This is a genomic window from Shewanella sp. UCD-KL12, assembly GCF_001957125.1.
In the GTDB taxonomy this organism is placed as follows: Bacteria; Pseudomonadota; Gammaproteobacteria; order Enterobacterales; family Shewanellaceae; genus Shewanella.
The window spans coordinates 310070-330591 of record NZ_MPHJ01000005.1; the positions used below are offsets into that span (position 1 = coordinate 310070).

Below are 20522 nucleotides of genomic sequence, written 5' to 3' on the forward strand. Positions count from 1 at the left end.
TTGACTATCACAAGACTTTCGTCAAGCGTAAGAGAAGGTTAAACTATTGGCTGCATCTTACCAGAGTGGCCTCTTGTGTTGAAAAAAAGTGTGTTGAAAAGACTGAATACAACTAAATTTATTTCTATCGCGATTTTATCTACGGTATTGTACGGTTGTGGCTCAACGCCAAGCCAAGTAAAGCCCACTGAAACGCAGGTATCTCTTGTCAGTGCTCCTTTACAAGCTGCTGATTATCTCACTAAAGCCTCAAATTCAGCCAATCAAGAAATGCAAAATAGGTATGCACTACTTGCTGCTCACGCATTTATTAATGCTGGCGATGGCAGCTCTGCAATCAAGACATTAGAATCCATAAAACCGAATTTAGTATCAAAACCTGAGTTACTTGCTGAGCATAAATATCTTACAGCCAGAGCGTTAGAGCTTACATCGACCTATGATCATGCACTCAGTGAGCTCAATTATCCGTCTCAATGGCAACTTGCTGACTGGCAGATGGTGGCCTACTACCAATTTAAAGCCCGCCTGTTTCAATTGACTCAACAGCCAATTGAGCAAGCTAGGCAACTAAGCTTGTTAAGTGTATACCTGCCAAACGAACAGGCAAGTGAAGTCAATGATAATATCTGGCGTATCCTTCAGCCGCTACATGAACAAACATTACTGACATTTAGCAAGGACACCTCAAACCCCATTTTCGCTGGTTGGTTACAGTTAGCCTATATCGCTAAACATTATGCAATAACGCCCAATGAGTTAGTGCAACACTTAGGTGAGTGGCAACGTTTAAACCCAACTCATCCGGCTTCAGTCAAGCTACCAACAGATCTTGAAAAAGCATTAACAACTAAGCCCTACAAGCCACAAAACATAGCAGTATTACTACCTCTTACGGGCCCTAGAGCCTCTGTAGCCAGTACCGTAAAGCATGGGATTGTGTCTCGTTACCTTGCTAACCCGGATGCAAATGTGTCAATTAACTTCTTTGATACCGCAAATGGGGCTAAGGTTGCCTATCAGGAAGCAATGGCTGCAGGCGCTGAGTTTGTCATAGGTCCATTGTTACAGTCTGAGGTTGAAGAACTACAGCAACCTATTCCTGTATCTGAGGCCAGAGATAATCACACAATAGAGCCCGTTGAAAATGCAGCAACACAAGCTCCAACGTTCGTTGATCGTGTCCCCCAGCTATATCTAAACCATATTGATGATTTCATCCCTGATAATGACCAGTTTTACTTTGCCCTTTCCCCTGCACACGAAGCCAGTGATGCGGCAGCTAAGCTATTTGCTGACGGCATAACAACACCACTAATTTTAGCTAGCAATAATTCAATAGGCCATCGAATGGCTGACAGCTTCATTAAGGCATGGTCTGAACTCACGGAAAGCGAGGCTGAGGTTCATTACTATGATGCTGGCGATAAGATGAAGGTCACTGTCCAGAAATCATTAGGGGTTATTGATAGCAAAGAGCGTATTGCTAGAATCAAAGCGCTACTTGGCAATAAAATTGAAGCCGACTTTCGCTCTCGCCGAGATATAGATGCCATCTATATGATCTCTGGAAATAAAGACTTGCCGCTACTTAAGCCTTTTATTGACGTGAATTTCAGTGTTTTTGCAGAGCCAGTCCCTTTATACACCACGAGCAGAAGCCGCGTTGAAGATAACTCTAGAGCGATTTCTCAAGAGCTCAACAACCTCAATATTAGTGATATCCCTTGGCTAATCACTAATAACAGCGAGACGCAGCAGGTTGAACAACTATGGCCAACTTGGAGCTACGGACAGAAACGTCTCTATATTATGGGCTATGATGCACTGGAGCTTGTTGGCAAGCTTGCACAGATGCGTGCACTGCCTGGCTATCAGTTTTCTGGCAGAAGTGGCATGTTATCGGTCGCACCTGATGGCACGGTCAATAGACAGCTAAGCTGGGGACGCTATCAAAGAGGTAGCTTACGTCCGCAGTAATATTTGATGAGTCTGAGTTAAGTAGACCATCGATGCCTCAAGCGGCCATTCCTTTAGCTTGAGAGATAGATACACTGTAAGAGGACATTATCATGGATGATAAGCAGCTTGCGACTCAAGCCTCCGGCCAAGCAGGTGAGCGATTAGCTAGAGAGTTCTTGGAACAACAAGGGCTCACCTTTGTACAGCAAAATATAAAGTACAAATTTGGTGAACTAGACCTGATTATGAAACAAGGTGAAGAATGGATATTTGTAGAAGTTAAATATCGTTCATCGGGTCGCTATGGTGGTGCAATAAACGCACTAGGAAATAAGCAAATTCAGAGATTGAAACGGGCGGCTGAGCACTTTATACAGCTCAACCATATTGATGCTATCTGCCGCTTCGATCTCATTGCTATTGATGATGACCAGATAAACTGGTTACAAAACGCTTTTTAAAACAAAATTAATGTTTCATGCCATCTGTCTCGATGAACTTATGGCATGATAACTACAGCTCTAAAGTTAAGGATTTACCTATGTTAGAACGTATTAAAGACAGCTTTACCCATTCAATTCAAACTAAAATCGATGCCTCTGAAGCACTTCCTGAGTCTATCGAAAAAGCGGCTGAGATGATGGTTCAATGTCTCCTTGGCGGTAATAAAATTCTAGCCTGTGGTAACGGTGGTAGTGCTGGTGATGCACAGCACTTCTCTGCGGAGCTATTAAACCGCTATGAGATTGAGCGCCCACCATTGCCTGCTATCGCACTAAGTTGTGACACTTCAACGATTACTGCGATTGCTAATGATTACAGCTACGATGAGATATTCTCTAAGCAGATTATGGCACTTGGTCAACCTGGTGACATCTTACTTGCTATCTCAACAAGCGGTAATTCAGGTAACGTCATTAAAGCTATGGAAGCGGCATTAAGCCGAGACATGACCATAGTATCATTGACGGGTAAAGACGGCGGTGCAATGGCTGGCTTGTTAAGCGTTAATGACGTTGAGATCCGTGTACCTTCGAACAGTACTGCACGTATTCAAGAAGTTCATCTGCTCGCTATTCATTGTCTTTGTGACAATATCGATCGCACTCTCTTCCCTCAGGATGAGCAGTAATGATCAACCTGCCAGTAAAAGGAACCAAAGCATGAGACGATTGCTACCAATGATGGCAATTTTATTCATGCTACAAGGCTGTGCCGGAGCCGTTATGGTCGGTGCAGTCGGCGGCGCTATGATGGTCAACGATGAGCGGAGCTTTCAAACTCAGCTTGATGATACGAATGCTGACTTTCAGATTTCCAGTGAACTGGCAAAACTAGAAGATGTGAAAAACCAGGCAAATATTACCGGTGTCGTTATGAACGGTAATACCCTGATGATTGGCCAAGCTCCTAACTCAATGTTAAGAGATAAAGCTATTCGTGCAGTTCAAGACTTAAAGTTAGGCGGAAAAATTCACAATCAGATCCGCATCGGTAACCCCACATCATTTACCACCAGAAGTAACGATACTTGGATCACCACAAAGGTTAAGAGTCGTATGTTAAATACAGACAACCTTGATGTGACACGTATTAAAGTGATCACTGAAAATGGTGAAGTATTTTTACTCGGCGTTGTAGCTCGTGATCAAGTCGAACTTGCTGTTGATGTAGCGAGAAATACCGCTGGTGTCCGTAAGGTCATTAAGGTATTTCAAACGCCGAGTTCTTAACACAAATCTAGCTTCACACTTTACGATGACTCAAGTAATACTGGCTAATGCGGGCAGTGATCTGCTGCTTGCTAACGCCGGAGAACAACCAAGGTAGAAGTAGTGAAGGGAGAACAATAAGCCCTGCACCAAACCAGCTTAAAGCATCTAACCATTCTCCAAACCACAACCAGCCAAAAAACACACAAAATATCAGGCCTGTGTACTCCGCTATTGCGACTTCACTCGCTTTAGCTCGTCTGTATGCCAATACGCAAAGCCAGTGATAAATTAACAGGAAGCTATTGCTTGCCACAGCAACGGCTAGCAGCTCCCAGCTGAAACCTGAAAAGCCTTGAAGATAAACAAACAAGATCACAAGAGGAATACTAAACAGGTTATAGAGCATCAATGTTGTTGATGCTGACTCACTGTTAGGTAGCTTTTTAAGCACGAGTTGATTCACGGCAAACGTCAGCGCAGACACTAGAACAAACAGGCCAAACAGGTTCATCTCACTAGGTCTTAAGATAATCAATATGCCGATGAAGCCTAAAATTGACGCCATTATCTGCACGTTTGAGATCTTCTCTTTCAAATACAGGCCACCTAAGATCATAATCATCAAAGGCGCCGAATAGAACAGTGAACTCACTGTAGCTAAGGGAAGAGACATAAGGCCCATGATGAGCATCAAAGCACCGAAGGCGCCCAGATTAGCCCTAAACATATGTAACTTCATATGGGATGTTCTAGGCCTATTTGTATAGTGCCAAAATGGCAATATCATAAGTACTGCAGTGAGCTGGCGCACCAGTAGGAAAGTAGCAGCATTGGCATCATCCGGTAACCATTTCACCGAAACATCATATAAAGCACTAAATAGATTCCCTATAACAAGTATCGCTATAGCGAGCATGACAGCAGGTTTCATTTATCTCAAAACTCATGTGGGGTTTATGGGTCGGATAATATCGAGATAAATACCTTAGCTGAAATGATGCTTTCTAATCATACATGAATTACATTCATGAATGAGATTTAACCTAGGATAGAAGAGATGAGAAGAATTCCCCCTTTACGCGCTCTACAGGTATTTGAAGCAGCCGCCAGACAGGAACATTTTTCACGGGCTGCTGATGAATTGTGCATCACCCAAAGCGCCGTTTCCCACCAAGTAAAGGTTTTGGAAGAGCACTTCTCTGAACAGCTATTTAAACGGGAAGGGAGGCAGTTAAAGCTAACCTCAAAAGGAAAATTGCTTTATCAGGAGCTTACGCAGATCTTTGATAGCTTAAGTGGGCTTAATCAACAGATATCTGGCGGACAAAGCCAGGAGCTTAGGTTAGCTGTGTACAGCTCTTTTGCCGTGAAGTGGCTGATCCCTCGACTTAGCCACTTTAGGAGACAGTATCCTGATATCAAGATCAGACTAATTATGATCACTGACGATCCTGAACTGTCTGACTCTGTCGCCGATATGTTTATCAGCGGCCAAAGTGGCCACTCTGGGTTCTGGCACAAGCTACTTCATCAAGAGAGACTAATCCCTGTGTGTAGCCCAGAGCTATTTGATATAGGTGATACGATTGGCGTTGATTCACTGTTCAAACAGCCTCTTCTCACTGTCGATGAAGGGCCTTTAGGCTTAGACTGGCAGAGATGGAGTCAAACTAATCAAGTCGCGTTTCCTGATAGCCAGCAAGAACATATATTCAGCCACGTGTTACTTGCCATAGAAGCCGCTATAGCAGGCCAAGGAGTTGCATTAGCATCTGACTTTATGGTGATGAATGATATTGCAGATAAACGCCTTATCGCTCTGAATTTACCCGATATTCATACAGGCTTTGAGTTTAACTTTAGCTGTAAGAAGAGCAGGATAAAAGAGCCTGCCATAGCTGCTTTCATCGCTTGGATCTGTGCTCAAAACTAATCTTACACAAAAAAGCCGGCTAACTGCCGGCTTTCATCACAAACTCAAAAACTCACTTATACTAGCAAGCCAATCTTCTCGTAGACCTTTTTCACTGTCACTTCGGCACGAGCCTGAGCTTTTTCAGCACCATCTTTCATCACTTGATTCAAGAAGGTAGTATCTTCTCTGAACTCACGATATCTCGCTTGTAGCGGTTCAATCATCTCTACAACAGCTTCACCTGTTGCCACTTTCAAATGACCGTACATCTTGCCTTCAAATTCAGCCTCTAAGCCAGCAATACTCTTGCCTGAAACACCTGACATCAAGCTTAATAGGTTAGATACACCTGGCTTGTTTTCAGTGTCAAAACGAACAACTGGTGGCTCATCGCTATCGGTCATCGCCTTCTTAATCTTCTTCATGATCTTTTTAGGATCTTCAAGCAAGCCGATAACATTATTACGGTTATCATCAGACTTAGACATCTTCTTAAGCGGGTCTTGTAGCGACATAACCTTAGCGCCTAACTCAGGAATGAATGGCTCTGGAATAGTAAAAGTATCACCGTAGGCATTATTAAAACGCGTTGCAATATCACGAGTTAACTCTAGGTGCTGCTTCTGATCTTGGCCAACAGGGATCTCATTAGCCTGATACAGAAGAATATCTGCCGCCATAAGTACAGGATAACCAAACAAACCGACATTAATGTTGTTAGCATGCTTTTGAGATTTATCTTTAAACTGAGTCATACGATTCAGTTCACCCATCTGGGTATAACAGTTAAGCGCCCAACCTAGTTGAGTGTGCTGTGGCACCTGTGACTGAATAAATACAGTACTCTTCTTAGGGTCTACACCACAAGCTAGGTATAACGCTAAAGTATCTAAACAAGCATCTCTTAATGCTTGTGGGTCTTGTCTAACAGTGATGGCATGCAGATCAACGACACAATACAGGCAGTCATGACTATCTTGCATAGCTACCCACTGTCTTAATGCACCCATGTAGTTACCAATGGTCAGCTCACCTGACGGTTGAGCACCGCTAAGTACTATGGGTTTTGCGGGGTTAGTCATACTATTCTTGCTCCGTTGCTTTAAGGCTACTTTTTAGCAGCGTCATTATTTCACTAAATTGTTCACAGACCGCATTTGGGCCACTCAGCCCGATATCTTCACCGTAGTTATACCCATAGGTCAAGCCTATCGAGGTAATACCAGCAGCTTTTGCAGCTAAAATGTCATTTTTCGAATCACCGACCATCAAAAGCTCGCTTTGCTCTAGCTGCCAATCAGCAAGAATATGGGTCAAAGGCATAGGATCGGGCTTCATTTTGGCTAAGGAGTCACCACCTAAAATCGTCGAAAAATAATCTCGAATTCTGAAGGCTTCTAAAAGCGGCAGAGTAAACTTATGAGGTTTGTTCGTTACTATCGCAAGGGGAAAACCAAGCTGTGCGAGTTGAGCTAGGCTTTCTTTTACTCCTGGGTATAACAAGCTGTGCTGCTGTAAGTGCACTTGATAATGATGCATAAAACGAGACATCGCATTTTCAAGTTCCTCACTTTCAACCTCTCGGTCTAAGGCAAAACTGAGTGCACGACTCATTAATACTTGAGCACCATTACCAACCCAGCCTCTCACTTGCTCTTGAGAACATGATGCTAGGCCCAACTCCTCAAGCGTTGCTTGAGTGGCAGCAGCAAGATCAGGAACACTATCAATCAATGTTCCATCGAGATCAAAAGCAATTGCCTTAATATTTTTCCAGCAGCTCATAGATTAAGCATCAACCTTAGCAAGCTCACTACGCATCTCATCGATAACGGCTTTATAGTCAGGCTTATTGAAAATAGCTGAGCCTGCTACAAACATGTCTGCACCAGCGGCTGCAATTTCAGCGATATTATCCACTTTAACACCACCATCGACCTGTAGACGGATATCATAGCCGCTATCATCGATCAGCTTTCTAACTTGTCTCAGCTTATCTAAAGTTGATGGGATGAAGGACTGACCACCAAAACCTGGGTTAACCGACATAAGAAGAATGACATCTAGCTTATCCATAACATGGTCTAAGCAATGTAAGGGTGTACCTGGGTTTAAGACTAAACCAGCTTTACAACCTGACTCTTTAATCAACTGTAAGCTTCTGTCTAAATGCTCTGTCGCTTCAGGGTGGAATGTGATGATTGACGCACCAGCTTTTGCAAAATCACCAATCATGCGATCAACAGGCTTAACCATCAGGTGAACATCTATATCAGCAGTAACCCCATAGTTTCTCAGCGCCTGGCAAACCATAGGACCAATTGTCAGGTTAGGCACATAATGATTATCCATAACATCAAAATGAACCACGTCGGCGCCAGCATTGAGAACAGCATCAACATCTTCACCTAAACGGGCAAAATCGGCAGATAAAATAGAGGGAGCGATAAGAAAAGGGCGCATAGCAAACTCATACAGTGTCTAAGAAGTACGCTATTCTACCTTTTGCTGACTTTAGGCTCTAGAGCCTATGCCAAATTAAACAGCATCATTCACAAAAAACTCATACCTTTATATGATATTATCTTTCAACTAAAAAAAATGTTCAAAATATAAACGGGTTTGCTATAATTACGCGACCTGTGAGGGCTGTTTGATTAAAGGATATATGATGAAAAATGGACATAAGCTCACTGCGAGCATTAAATCAGCTTGTTTTCTTGCGGCTTCAGCGTGCGTACTCGCCGTTACAGCTCTGAGTGTTCAAAACCTTTCATCAACTGAATCAGCTTCAGCGTGTGTATGCAGTAGCGCAAACTCAACATACAACTCCTCCTTACCTGCGAGCCATCCTAATAACCGATGCGCTCGTCAAAATGAAGATCTCAGCTGGAGCAATTGGTTCACTGGTAAGAGCCAGTCAAATCAACTCCACTTTGTTGACCTTCTCGAGTTGCTTTACGGCCATAACGATAGTCCACTCGATGAAGTGACTCCTGCAAACGGTAAGTTAAACAGCTTTTAATTCAGTTAATGCTTATTAAGTTCTGGCAGCTATTTTTAACGACTGCAGCAGCCTTTTTTGGGGTACAAAGCGAACAGAATAGGCAAAGGGACTTTCAAAGTAGCTCGCCTTTGCCTTTCATCTTGATGGGAATACTTTTAGCCGTTATCTTGATAATAACGCTTATATTTATCGTAAAACAGGTACTTGCTTAGCACACGTAATCGTTAGCCAACTAAGAGAATATTAATCATTTTCACTGTGGTAGCGATCATCATATAACGCCATCAACTCATCTACTTTCTTACGTCCACTGCCTTTTTGGCTGATATTACGCTGCACTTTAATCGTGTCTAAATTGGCACCATGGTAAAGCTCTCTTGTTAGCGGAGTGTCATGGTTACTGATCAAAACAGGAATTCCACGTTCAATTGCGGTGTGACGAGACTCTCTGGCCAATAACGCTTGGTCATCTAAGCTAAAGCCTGCACCCACATAAGTGGTAAAACTTGCTGTGGTGGATAGCGGCGCATAAGGTGGATCGCAATATACGACATCGCCCTCGGTGGCTAACTCAAAAGCTTGCTCATAACCGATACACCTGAACTCTGCACATTGCGCTTTTTCAGAGAAAGCACGTAGCTCTTTCTCTGGGAAGTAAGGCTTTTTATATGAGCCAAAGGGGACATTAAACCCACCCTTACGATTATAACGGCATAAGCCATTAAATCCGTGACGGTTCATATAAAGGAAATAGACTGAGCGAATAAATGGGTCGCTGGTGAGGTTAAATTCAGCTCTTACTTTGTAGTAGGCTTCTTTATCATTCATCTCTTCAACGAACATCGCCTTTGCGGCTTCAATATATCTTTCAGGCTCAGTTTGAACAATCTTATAGAGATTAATAAGATCTTGATTGATATCACATAGAAGATAGCTAGAGTAATTTGTATTGAGAAAAACGGAGCCTGCTCCAACAAATGGCTCTACTAAGCGATCTCCCTCAGGCAGGTGCTCCGAGAGTGCATCAATCAGTTTAAATTTTCCACCAGCCCACTTCAGAAAGGCTCTCTGTTTTTTACTCATCTAAATTGATTGAATGCTAAGACAAAAGAAGGTGTCGATTGTACTCTGTTTAAATAGGAATATCATTAATAGCAAGGCTATCTTGTCGCTCATAATCAACTATATCTTTTAACTGCCTGACCCAAGGTAAACCAATTTGATACTTTTCCACCAAACTACGCGCCTTTTCATTTGCTAGCCCAAGTGATGAAAACTCCCCGAGTAAGACAATCCAACGATCCCCGTGACGAGCAATGCTCACCTCTGACTCAGGCTTTAAGGCTGATAAGATGTTCTTTAGTGATTTTGCTTTGCGTACACTGGCAATTTGGAGCGTGTAGCCATCAGTAATAACGGGCTTATCTTGTTTAACCTCAACGGGTGTAGGCTGCTTATTCGTTTGCAGCTCTATAATTTCGACCGGTTTTGCAGTAAAAACTTCTGGTTTGTTTTCGGCAAGCGCTGTATCCGGCTTGCTAATAACTTCTGTCGAAGACTCTGCAGAGAGCAGAGATTCAGTATGCTTTTTCTCTTGGCTCGCTAGCAATATTTCTGCGCGCTGTTTATCCAATAGATAGGCTCGATTCTCAAAATATCCAACCAGTACTTGCTCACCATATGTCACTAACGTCGTTGGTTTCCCCCATGCTTGTGTAACCGTTTTATCTATTGAGGGGCTAATCGCCTGGCTTGAAGGCATAATAAACAAGAGTAAAGAAGTGATACAAACGACAAGCAGTAACAGGCCTGCAAGCAGCCCCTTAGGCCAACGACGAGGTGGCTCTATTGAGGTTTGCCCATTAAGTGATAATTCAAGTAAATTGACGACCTCTTGTGGGTTGCCTAACTGCTTTTCCAATTGAGACTTAACTATCTCCCTTGGTGTAAAAGGGTCCTCAGCACTACGACTCAGTAACGTGTAGTACAGGGCCTCTCTCTCCTTTGCAGCTAGAGGCTCAATATTAATACAAAGCAGAGTTTCTTGGTGGGTATCTGATAGTCCAGCTTCAAGCTCATCAAAAAATGACTGGCTACAGGTCAAAGTCAACGATAGGTTTTTTCCAGGAATATCGAGCAGACTTAGCATGATACATTCAGCAATTAGCTCCATAGGGAGGTAATGCGCATCATCTAGTACAATAAATGAAGATTGAGGCAGCGATGAAGATAGGCGTAATATGGTATCGGCTAATGGGATCTCATCATCAAAAACGGGATCTGAAAATAGCTGAACTAATATTTTTCGGCGAATTTCACTACTTTCACAATGTTTGGGGCAAGTAACGAGTGCAGAGCTAAACTCCTCAAGTTCATTGAGAAGAGAAGTAATTAGCGTTGTTTTACCTGAGCCATTCCCGCCAGTAACGGCGATTAACTGTTGCCCATAAAGACTAACGTGCTGCAGTCTCTGAACAAGGGTTTCTTGGCTAGGTAATAATATCGAGTCGTTAAATGTCACTCACACACCACATCAATCTAAGTGCAGCGAATAACCTGTTCCAGTACCTCATCAGTCACATCACTGTATACTCCTGACTTGCCTATAGCTTCAGGTAGCACCAACCTAACTTGACCCTTTAGTACCTTCTTATCTCGCCGCATATGCTTAATGAACTGTTCAAAGTTCATTGAATCCGGAGGTGAAACTGGTAAATCAAATGCTTGGAATATCTTAGTAATCCGACAAACAATTGACTCATCGATTAAACCTATCTGTTTAGCTGTATTTGCAGCAAGTACTGTGCCAGCAGAAACTGCTTCACCGTGTAACCAGACGCCGTAGCCCATCTCAGCTTCGATAGCATGTCCGAAAGTATGACCCAAATTGAGCAGCGCACGCACCCCTCTCTCCGTTTCATCTTCAGCAACAACCTCAGCCTTAATTTCACAACACCGACCAATTGCATATTGTAAAGCTTCTGTTTCTAATGACTTAAGTTGAGAAATATTATTCTCTAACCATTGGAAGAACTCTTCATCCCAGATGATACCGTACTTAATAACTTCGGCCATACCTGCGGCAAACTCTCGAGCAGGAAGTGTACTTAAGCAACAAGTATCGATGACCACCAGCTTAGGTTGATAGAAGGCACCTATCATGTTTTTACCTAAGGGATGGTTAACAGCAGTTTTGCCACCAACAGATGAGTCTACTTGGGAAAGTAGTGTCGTTGGCACTTGAATAAAATCAACACCCCTTTGATAACTCGCGGCAGCGAAGCCGGTCATATCACCAATAACACCACCACCTAGCGCGATAAGAACAGTGTCTCTGCCAAGGTTTTGTTGTAAAAGGGAGGTAAAGATATCATCCATCTGAGTGATCGTTTTGTATTGCTCGCCATCAGGTAAGATAACGGGCTCAGCACAATCAAACTCAGCTAATGTAGACTGTAGCGACTCTAAATAGAGTGGCGCTATCGTGTCATTTGTAACAATTAGAATTTTCTTGTCTTGGAGGTAGCGAGCAAAATGCTCGCCACAACTCATCAAATCCTGGCCAATAACTATAGGATAACTTCTGTCACCGAGCTCAACCTGAATCTGCTTCATTATTCCGCCTAGAAACCTAACTGTTCAATAATTTGATTAGCTACTACTTTTGCACTTTGTTCGTCAGTCTTTACTATGACATCAGCAATCTCTTCGTACAAAGGATTACGAGTCTCAGCTAGATTTTCCAAAACTTCTCTTGGGTCGTCTACCTGTAGTAACGGACGGCGCTTATCTCGTTGGGTACGAGCAACTTGCTTATCGATTGTGGTCTCTAAATAGACGACAATTCCACGAGCAGAGAGATTATTACGGATCTCTTTACTTTGAATTGATCCCCCTCCTGTCGCTAGAACGATACCTTGCTTTTCAGTTAAGTCTGCGACTACTTGTGTTTCGCGAACGCGGAAGCCCTCTTCACCTTCGACATCAAAAACCCACGCGATGTCAGCACCAGTGCGCTTTTCAATCTCGTGATCTGAATCGTGGAAGTCTAGGTGTAGCATCTGTGCTAGATGACGGCCTATTGTGCTTTTACCAGCCCCCATAGGGCCTACTAGAAAAATATTACGTTTCTCAGCCATTGCTTTTACGTCTGAATCTTATATGAAGTTTGCGGACGCCGATTTGAAAAAATAAAATCGACCTAAAATGTTACCTTGCTCTAATGAGACTTGACCGTTGATTATCTCAGTTAAACCCTATCAATGGCAACCCATGTATCACACATAATGTAAAATTAGTCACTAGAACATAAAAAAGCCAGTGTTTCATACACTGGCTTAACTTTAGACTATCAGGTGTCTCTATAACTCTTCAGAGATGATTTTAGGAGTTACAAATATTAATAGCTCCTGTCTTTCATTAGAGTCTGAAGTACTCCTGAATAGGAAGCCAACAAAAGGAATATCACCAAGCACTGGCACCTTGCTCACACGGCTAATTAAGTTTTGCTGATAGATACCACCTAGCACTATCGTTTCACCATGATCGACTAGCACTTGGGTACCAATCCGTTGCGTATCAATTGAAACCGCTGAACCTAGAGGTGTATCTACAACTTCACCTTTTGAATCTTGAGTAATCTCTAAGTCTAAAATAACCCTATTATCTGGCGTTATCTGCGGCGTAACACGTAGTGATAACACCGCCTTTTTAAAGCTTACCGTTGAAGCACCGCTAGAGCTAGATTCAACATAAGGAATTTGCACACCTTGCTCGATATAGGCTGCTTTTTGATTAGAGGTAGTAATACGCGGGCTAGCGATGATTTCACCCTTATTTTCCTGCTCTAAAGCACTTAGCTCCATATCAAGGACTGTGCCGTCAGCAAGTTTGGCGACATGGAACGCTATACTAGCGGCTCCAGCAGGCGCAGGTAAGGCTACATTGAGCCTATCGGCTAAAGCTGGAACAAGACCATTAGCAATGCTCTCCGCGCCTTCTAAGCTACCAGAGGTTCCTTTATCACCTTGCTGATCGGTAATTCCCCATTGGATGCCAAGATCTTCAGAGACATTGTCTTTGACCGTTACCATTCTCGCTTCAATAAGTACCTGACGTATTGGTATATCTAGCACTTCAATCAGTCTATGAATATTCTCAAGTGTCTCTTCCGTATCTTTCACCAACAAGGTATTGGTACGCTCATCAACTGCAACACTGCCTCGTGTCGTCAATAAACTAGATTCTTCACTTTTCAGAAGCTCTGCAATCGCAGTCGCTTTTGCGTAGTTAATTTGAAGATATTCAGAATATAAAGGCGCTAACTCCTTCACTTCCAGCTGATTTTTCAACTGCTGGCTTTCTCGAATTGCTAGCTCTTCGCTAGGCGCAATCATTAAGATATTGCCTTCGATTCGTTTATCTAACCCCTTAGTTTGCAAGATAAGATCTAAAGCTTGATCCCAAGGTACGTCGTCTAAACGTAAGGTGATATCACCTTCAACAGTATCACTGGTCACTAAGTTAAAATTATTATAATCGGCAATAATCTGCAAAACGGTTCTGACTGAGATGCTTTGGAAGTTTAGTGACAATGAACGTCCATCATATTTCTTCTCTTCTTTAGCCACTTTTAGCTTTTCAGCTTTCTTAACACTTAGGCGAAAAAGGCTACCCTCTTGCTTATAGTTGTACTCATACTGGCCTGAAATATCGACTAAAATGCGTGTTGTTAACTCATCTTTAAATGTTTCAAAACTACGCACTGGCGTGGCAAAATCTTGAACATCCATCACGTAAAGGAGCTCTTCACTGATCTCAGTATTGTAAAGTTGCAATTCAAGCTTAGAACCAACCTGTTTAACATTCGCAGCAACTGAGCTGTTGTTTAATTTAACCAGTAACTCGCCACCACCTACTGAGGTTCTTCTAAAATCTATGTTCTCGATACCGTTAATAAAAGGATTAGTAGCCACTTCATTACGATCAGCAACTTCATCATTGATGGTTAGGTTATAGGTATTACCTTCAAGCCTTCCCTTATAAGCCTTAACGTTATTCAGCGTCACTACCACCTGCATGACACCGCCAGCTTGACTAATATCAATCAGTTCAACACCAACTGTATCCACAGGTATGCTGTCTTTCTCTAATCCAGAAATAGTGCCATCAAAACCTAAGTTGATTTGAGCAGGCTCTGCATTGAGTGATATTTCAGGTGCCGTTATATCATTCTCAAAAATTAGCTGTAGTTCTAATTGATGGTCTACAACTGCATGGTACTTTACATCCACCAAGCGGTTTTCAGCCGCAGCATTTGAAGCGCTCATTATAAAAATAAAAGCACCGAACACTCTAAAAAGAGAAGACACATTAAAAAAGTTTTTTATCGCGGCAGAAGATTCCATTATTCCCTCATCCTTCGCTTGTTATTCACCAGTAAGTTCCATGCTGCTTGACCTTTCAGTCCAGCAACCTGATCCATCTGGAATTAATTCAATTATTTCGACCATTTGCTGAGAGACTTTAGCGATACGGCCATTATAAAGCCCTAAATACTCACCAATACCCAAACGGTAAACACTACCATCGTTTGTTTCTACCAGAGCCCAAATTGAATCTGGTTCGCTCAAAGTTCCACGCATTTTCAAACTATCTAACGCATAAGTTTCAAGCCGTCCTTTACGCCTATTAAGATCTGGTTGAATACAGTCCTTGGTTGTATCTATCACCTCCTCGGTTAACTCTCTTGAAGGAGGCACAAAAGGACTTCGCATCAAATCAGCTTGATATACAAAATGTTCAAACTTAGGTGTTTCTTTCAATGGCGGAATATGTGCTACATGTTGCGACTTGGTAGTAGTAACAAATAGCTCTAAATCACTACGGTCGCCAACACAACCGGTTAAAAACAGACAAAAAAGGCCTAAAGAAAGTAATCTAGCAATCATTTTTTAGCCCCCTTACTGTCTTCTGGAGGTAGTGAAGCTCCCTCTTTAAACCGATAGGTTTTAGCTAGGATTTCCATCCCCAGCGCCCCATCATCAGTTTTCTTAATCACAAAATCATGCAAACTGACAATACGAGGAAGCTTGGCTATACCACTGACTAACTGGCCTAGTTCATGGTATTCACCACTTACCGACATACTGATAGGAAACTCGATATAAAAGTCTCTCTGAATCTCTTCACGCCAATCTAGACTGTCTATTTTCAATCCTGAGTCTGTCGCAACAAAAGTAATATCATCGACTAGACCTGGCATTTCATTCTGAGAAGGTAGCATTTTAAGCAGCTCAGCAAACTGCAGCTCCATAATGGCCAACTGTTCTCTATAAAGTTTTAAATTTGCTGCCAATTGGTATTTGGATTTAAAGTCAGTCTTGAGAGCAGCTTCCTGATTCTGGACAGTGTTAAGCTCATCAATTGCATCAGAGACAAACAAAAAATAACTTGCAACAAAGATACAAACAGCTAGCAGTACGGCAAAAACAATTTTAACCAGTGGCGGCCAACCACCGACATTTTCAAAGTCGATATCGTTAAACTGATCCAAGTCGAGATTCATCTGCTCGCTCCTTGTGCCACTTCAGTTTTATCTTCTGATGCTCTAATGGTTACTTTTAGATTGAAGCGTTGTAACTGTCTCATTTCAGCACTCTGAGCCACAATTGATTGCATATTAGGGTCATGTAACCAGGTAGAGGTTTTGACCTTCCTCATCATATTCGCCACGTTATTATTCGACTCACTGCGGCCCTCAATCCATAACAGACTCCCCTTCTTTTCAATACTCGAAAGGTAGATCCCAGGAGGCACTATGCGCACAAGTTCATCGAGTACATGAGTCGGCAAGTTTCTCGATTGCTGTAGGTTTAAAATAATCTCTGTGCGTCGTTCAATATCTTTCTTTCTAGTTTTTATCTCTTTGATTTCAGCAATCTGCTTCTCCAACAAACTAATTTCTGTCTGAAGGTATGCATTTCTTGATTTTTGATTATCAGTCATCATCTCCACAAACATTAAAGAGAGATAAACGAACAATGAGGAAACTAAGAAGACTAGAGCGAGTAGTCCAATATAATCTTTCTTCTGCTTTTCTCGTGCTTCTTCACGCCAAGGTAGTAAGTTTATGTTCGCCATTGAGAGTAACTCCTCAGCGCTAACCCACAAGCCACCATATATTTATTTATATTTGGTTGAAGTCGAGTCTTAACATCATCATCTGCATGTAAGCAGCCTTGAAAAGGATCTGCGATGATTGTGTGGATACCTAACTCATTAGTTAATAAATTTGCCATACCCTCAAGCTTAGAAGTTCCTCCACACAACACAATGTGATCCACTTTATCTTTGCCACTGGAGGTACAATAGATCTGTAAAGTACGCTTTATCTGCTGCAGCAACTGAGTCTGAAAAGGTGATAACACTTCAAACATATAGTTTCGAGGAAGGTCACCTTCAATCTTTGCTTTTTCCGCTTGTTCGTGGGACATGCCATAAAATGAAAGAATCGATTGAGTAAACTGTTCTCCACCGAAGGCTTGCTCACGAGTAAAACTCGTTTCACCATTTTCTACTACGGCAAAAGTAGTAATGTTGGAACCAATATCAACAAGGGCTACAACCTTCCCCTCGGCTTCCCCTGGTAATTGAGAGGCTACAATTTCATAGGAACGGCCTAATGCGTACCCTTCAATATCGACCACTTTAGCCTCTAAGGCTATCTCGTCTAAGGCATCAACTCTGACATCAATGTTTTCAGTTCGACATGCACTCAATAGCACATCGACTTTTGTCGGGTCGGTACTATTTGTATTCAATGTTTCAAAATCGATACTTACTTCATCTAACGAATATGGGATTAGGTTATCAGCCTCAATTTCTATCTGAGCCTCCATCTCCTCTTCACTTAATGCCGCATCCATATAGATCACTTTCGTCATAACAGCTGAGCCAGATACTGCTACTGAGGCAAATTTCGCACTTTTGGGTAAGCTACGCTTCACCTGTTTCAAAGACTCAGTGATCGCATCACTGTCTCTAATCTCGTGATCATTTACGGCGCCCTTTTTTACGGGCACTGCAGCATGACTTACAATTTTGTATCCGTCAGCCGTCTTACTCAGCAGTACAGCCTTTATTTCATGGGAACCAATATCGATCCCTACCATCTGCGGAGCCTGACGCTTCCATAATTTCGAAAGCATAGTCCATAGTCACTTTTTTGTTATTGTTCAGGAATTAGATTAGCACAAAATCAACTCGTTATAGATATTTGTACAGAATGTTTCAAGGTTTTACAATTGCCATTTTTTTGACAACTATTTTTAACTTCACCAATAGGCTATCCCCTTATATACTATTGTCCTTGCTAAAATTATTGGAATCATCAGTTGAAGTGGTTTAAACGTATTATTATTGCTCTTTTTAGCCTAGGCCTTTTAGGCATAGGAGCTATTGCTGGAGCATATTTCTATGTGTTACCTGATCTTCCTGACGTTAATACGTTAAAGACAGTTAAACTTCAGACCCCATTACGTATCTATAGTAATGACGGAAAGCTTATCTCTCAGTTTGGTGAGAAGAGACGTATTCCAGTGTCTTTTCAAGATGTTCCACCTATGCTAATTAATGCTGTACTCGATACTGAAGATGCACGTTTCTTTGAGCACCACGGTATTGACCCTATAGGTATCACTCGTGCAGCAATAATTCTTATCACCACAGGTAAAAAGAGCCAAGGTGCGAGTACGATCACTCAGCAGGTTGCTCGTGGATTTTTCCTCTCCCGTGAGAAAACCTATATCCGTAAGATTAAAGAGATATTTCTTGCGATAAAGATTGAGAAAGCGCTGTCTAAAGAGGAGATCTTAGAGCTTTACCTGAACCGTTCGTTCTTAGGTAACCGTGCATATGGTGTCGGAGCCGCTGCACAGGTTTATTACGGTAAAGAGTTAGAGGAGCTGACACTACCAGAAATGGCTATGATTGCTGGCCTTCCTCAGGCTCCATCTGCAGCCAACCCTATTCGAAATCCAGAGCGCGCAACTAACCGCCGTAACTGGGTGTTAAGCCGTATGCTTGAGAAGAAAAACATCACTCAGACTCAATACAAAAATGCTATTCAGGCCCCTATTTCTGCACGTTATCATGGTGCTGAAATCAACCTTTACGCCCCCTACATTTCGGAGATGGCACGAGATTATCTTGTCGATAAATTTGGAGAGGAAGAGGCTTACACCGGTGGTTATAATATCTATACCAGTATTGATTCTAAGCTACAGTTAGATGCCCAGCAGGCATTAAGAAATAACGTTTACGCCTATGATGAAAGACACGGGTACCGCGGTGCTATTGATGTATTGTGGACAGACACGCCTTTAGAAACAGAGAGTATTCTCGAGCACCTTAAACAAACAAGAGCTTTTCAGGGGCTAATACCTGCCGCAGTCATGTCGATCGATGAACAAAGCGCCTCAGTGCTTACCTCTGATGGAGAAACGATTCAGCTTGATTGGCAAGGATTAAAGTGGGCTCGTAAATTCATCACCAATAAGCGCCAAGGTAAAGCACCTAAGGCAGCGGCAGATGTGCTCACTGTGGGTGAAAAGGTTTGGCTACGCAATAATGGAGAGTTCTGGCAACTTTCTCAAATCCCTGTAGTTTCTAGTGCAATTGTTTCACTCGATCCACAAAATGGTGCAATACAGGCCCTCGTTGGTGGATTTAGCTTCCACACGAGTCAATATAACCGTGTCACCCAAGCTAAACGTCAACTTGGTTCGAATATTAAGCCATTCATCTATACCGCAGCTATTGAGAAAGGCTATACACTTTCAACCTTAATCAATAACGCACCAATCAATAACGCCGACACCAGACAAGGTACAGCTTGGCGCCCTAAGAACTCTCCAGACAGATATACAGGTCCTACTCGCTTGCGTGTTGGCCTTGCTCAATCTGTTAACGTCATGTCAGTTAGAACCATGCGCTACACTGGCCTTGATATGGCTATTGATACCTTAGTTAAATTTGGCTTTGATCGTGATGACATTCCTAGAAACGAATCTATCGCCTTAGGCTCTAACTCAGTCACCCCTTTGCAGGTTGTCACCGCGTTCTCGACATTTGCAAATGGCGGCTACAAAGTTGAGCCTTACTTTGTAGAGAGCATTGAAGACTCTTACGGCAATGTCATTGAAACATCTAACCCAACTTTGGCCTGTACTCCAGCTCCGGCTGTAGTAAAAAGCGATGACCCTTTTGCTGCTATGGCAGAGGAGTTTAAACAAAAGGAACAAGCCACTGATGAGAACATTTGTGGTGGACCAGATGCTCGCTATGCTGAGCAGATTATCTCTGAGCAAACTGCATTTCTCATTACTGAAGCGCTTAAGAGTGTGATCTGGGGCGGTGGTAACTGGAGTAAGGGCACAGGTTGGAATGGTACCGCCTGGCGTGCATCACGAGTGGTTAATCGACGTGATATTGCCGGAAAAACGGGTACAACGAACGAATCTCGCGATACTTGGTTTAGTGGTTTCAATCCTAAACTAGCCACTACTGTATGGGTAGGCTTTGATGACCACAGCAAGGAGTTAGGTAGAACTAGCTGGAATGCTAATGCTGCCAAAGATCAAATCTCTGCCGCCGAAGCCGGAGCTAAGACAGCAGGCCCGGGCTGGAATGAGTTTATGAAGAATGCCCTTGCCGGCACCCCAGAAGTACCGACAACACCGCCAGAGGGGATCGTGTCTGTAAGAATTGATTTAGCAACAGGAAAGTTAAGTCGCAAGACAGATTACACCAGTAAGTTTGAGTACTTTATCTCGGGAACTGAGCCTAAAGAGTTCGCGACAGAGGCTGTTGAGTCTAACGATATATTCATCGATGATTCTGCAGAAGATCTGTTTCAATAACT

Annotated in this window: 21 protein-coding genes; 8 read left to right on the forward strand and 13 right to left on the reverse strand. The window is 42.6% G+C overall.

Features of this window, described 5'->3' with window-relative positions; genetic code table 11:
* Positions 1–90 precede the first annotated feature (90 nt).
* The 4 genes from BM736_RS12130 (at position 91) to BM736_RS12145 (ending at position 3695) form a co-directional block, all read left to right on the forward strand.
* Positions 91–1980, forward strand: a complete 1890-nt coding sequence (locus BM736_RS12130; RefSeq protein ID WP_076412547.1) for a penicillin-binding protein activator — start codon at positions 91–93, stop codon at positions 1978–1980.
* A gap of 92 nt (positions 1981–2072) precedes the next feature.
* Positions 2073–2423 (forward strand): YraN family protein, encoded by a 351-nt coding sequence (locus BM736_RS12135; RefSeq protein WP_076412387.1) that lies wholly within the window; start codon positions 2073–2075, stop codon positions 2421–2423.
* A gap of 80 nt (positions 2424–2503) precedes the next feature.
* Entirely contained in the window at positions 2504–3094 is a 591-nt protein-coding gene (locus tag BM736_RS12140; protein ID WP_076412389.1) for a phosphoheptose isomerase, read from the forward strand.
* A 31-nt stretch (positions 3095–3125) separates the two neighbouring features.
* Positions 3126–3695: a BON domain-containing protein gene (locus tag BM736_RS12145; RefSeq protein WP_076412392.1), complete on the forward strand. Its 570-nt coding sequence runs from the start codon at positions 3126–3128 to the stop codon at positions 3693–3695.
* 13 nt (positions 3696–3708) lie between these two features.
* Here the strand turns inward: BM736_RS12145 and BM736_RS12150 are convergent, their stop codons facing one another.
* Positions 3709–4608: a DMT family transporter gene (locus BM736_RS12150; RefSeq protein ID WP_076412395.1), complete on the reverse strand. Its 900-nt coding sequence runs from the start codon at positions 4606–4608 to the stop codon at positions 3709–3711.
* A 126-nt stretch (positions 4609–4734) separates the two neighbouring features.
* Here BM736_RS12150 and BM736_RS12155 point away from each other — a divergent pair, with 126 nt between their 5' ends.
* Positions 4735–5610 (forward strand): LysR substrate-binding domain-containing protein, encoded by an 876-nt coding sequence (locus tag BM736_RS12155; protein WP_076412398.1) that lies wholly within the window; start codon positions 4735–4737, stop codon positions 5608–5610.
* 56 nt (positions 5611–5666) lie between these two features.
* On the opposite strand, the gene trpS is transcribed toward BM736_RS12155, so the two are convergent.
* The 3 genes from trpS to rpe are packed head-to-tail and all read right to left on the reverse strand — an operon-like array spanning position 5667 to position 8055.
* The gene (trpS, locus tag BM736_RS12160) at positions 5667–6674 is read right to left on the reverse strand and encodes a tryptophan--tRNA ligase (RefSeq protein WP_076412401.1); all 1008 of its coding nucleotides are present in this window, start codon (positions 6672–6674) and stop codon (positions 5667–5669) included.
* A 1-nt stretch (position 6675) separates the two neighbouring features.
* Positions 6676–7377: a phosphoglycolate phosphatase gene (locus BM736_RS12165; protein ID WP_076412404.1), complete on the reverse strand. Its 702-nt coding sequence runs from the start codon at positions 7375–7377 to the stop codon at positions 6676–6678.
* Between the two features lie 3 nt (positions 7378–7380).
* Positions 7381–8055, reverse strand: coding sequence for a ribulose-phosphate 3-epimerase (rpe, locus tag BM736_RS12170; protein WP_076412407.1), 675 nt, complete (start codon positions 8053–8055; stop codon positions 7381–7383).
* 208 nt (positions 8056–8263) lie between these two features.
* On the opposite strand from rpe, the gene BM736_RS12175 reads away from it, so the two are divergent.
* Positions 8264–8617, forward strand: coding sequence for a hypothetical protein (locus BM736_RS12175; RefSeq protein ID WP_076412410.1), 354 nt, complete (start codon positions 8264–8266; stop codon positions 8615–8617).
* A gap of 8 nt (positions 8618–8625) precedes the next feature.
* Positions 8626–8811 (forward strand): DUF2970 domain-containing protein, encoded by a 186-nt coding sequence (locus BM736_RS12180; protein ID WP_076412413.1) that lies wholly within the window; start codon positions 8626–8628, stop codon positions 8809–8811.
* Between the two features lie 31 nt (positions 8812–8842).
* On the opposite strand, the gene BM736_RS12185 is transcribed toward BM736_RS12180, so the two are convergent.
* The 9 genes from BM736_RS12185 to BM736_RS12225 all read right to left on the reverse strand — a co-directional run bounded on the left by BM736_RS12185 (position 8843) and on the right by BM736_RS12225 (position 17808).
* Positions 8843–9682, reverse strand: a complete 840-nt coding sequence (locus BM736_RS12185; RefSeq protein WP_076412415.1) for a Dam family site-specific DNA-(adenine-N6)-methyltransferase — start codon at positions 9680–9682, stop codon at positions 8843–8845.
* Between the two features lie 49 nt (positions 9683–9731).
* Positions 9732–11120, reverse strand: a complete 1389-nt coding sequence (locus BM736_RS12190) for an AAA family ATPase (protein ID WP_076412418.1) — start codon at positions 11118–11120, stop codon at positions 9732–9734.
* 17 nt (positions 11121–11137) lie between these two features.
* Positions 11138–12214 (reverse strand): 3-dehydroquinate synthase, encoded by a 1077-nt coding sequence (gene aroB, locus BM736_RS12195; protein WP_076412421.1) that lies wholly within the window; start codon positions 12212–12214, stop codon positions 11138–11140.
* 8 nt (positions 12215–12222) lie between these two features.
* Positions 12223–12738 carry a shikimate kinase AroK gene (gene aroK, locus BM736_RS12200; protein WP_076412423.1) on the reverse strand — a complete coding sequence of 172 codons (516 nt, stop codon included), beginning with the start codon at positions 12736–12738 and terminating at the stop codon, positions 12223–12225.
* A gap of 222 nt (positions 12739–12960) precedes the next feature.
* Complete coding sequence (locus BM736_RS12205) at positions 12961–15006, reverse strand: type IV pilus secretin PilQ (protein WP_076412426.1); 2046 nt, start codon at positions 15004–15006, stop codon at positions 12961–12963.
* Positions 15007–15027: 21 nt separating this feature from the next.
* Complete coding sequence (locus BM736_RS12210) at positions 15028–15549, reverse strand: pilus assembly protein PilP (protein WP_076412428.1); 522 nt, start codon at positions 15547–15549, stop codon at positions 15028–15030.
* Positions 15546–16166, reverse strand: a complete 621-nt coding sequence (locus tag BM736_RS12215; RefSeq protein ID WP_076412431.1) for a type 4a pilus biogenesis protein PilO — start codon at positions 16164–16166, stop codon at positions 15546–15548. Before BM736_RS12215 ends, BM736_RS12210 begins: the two co-directional genes overlap by 4 nt.
* The gene (locus tag BM736_RS12220; RefSeq protein WP_076412434.1) at positions 16163–16741 is read right to left on the reverse strand and encodes a PilN domain-containing protein; all 579 of its coding nucleotides are present in this window, start codon (positions 16739–16741) and stop codon (positions 16163–16165) included. The genes BM736_RS12215 and BM736_RS12220 overlap by 4 nt, the downstream gene beginning before the upstream one ends.
* Complete coding sequence (locus BM736_RS12225; RefSeq protein WP_076412436.1) at positions 16729–17808, reverse strand: pilus assembly protein PilM; 1080 nt, start codon at positions 17806–17808, stop codon at positions 16729–16731. Before BM736_RS12225 ends, BM736_RS12220 begins: the two co-directional genes overlap by 13 nt.
* Before the next feature lie 186 nt (positions 17809–17994).
* On the opposite strand from BM736_RS12225, the gene BM736_RS12230 reads away from it, so the two are divergent.
* Positions 17995–20520: a penicillin-binding protein 1A gene (locus tag BM736_RS12230; RefSeq protein WP_076412438.1), complete on the forward strand. Its 2526-nt coding sequence runs from the start codon at positions 17995–17997 to the stop codon at positions 20518–20520.
* Positions 20521–20522: the final 2 nt, after the last annotated feature.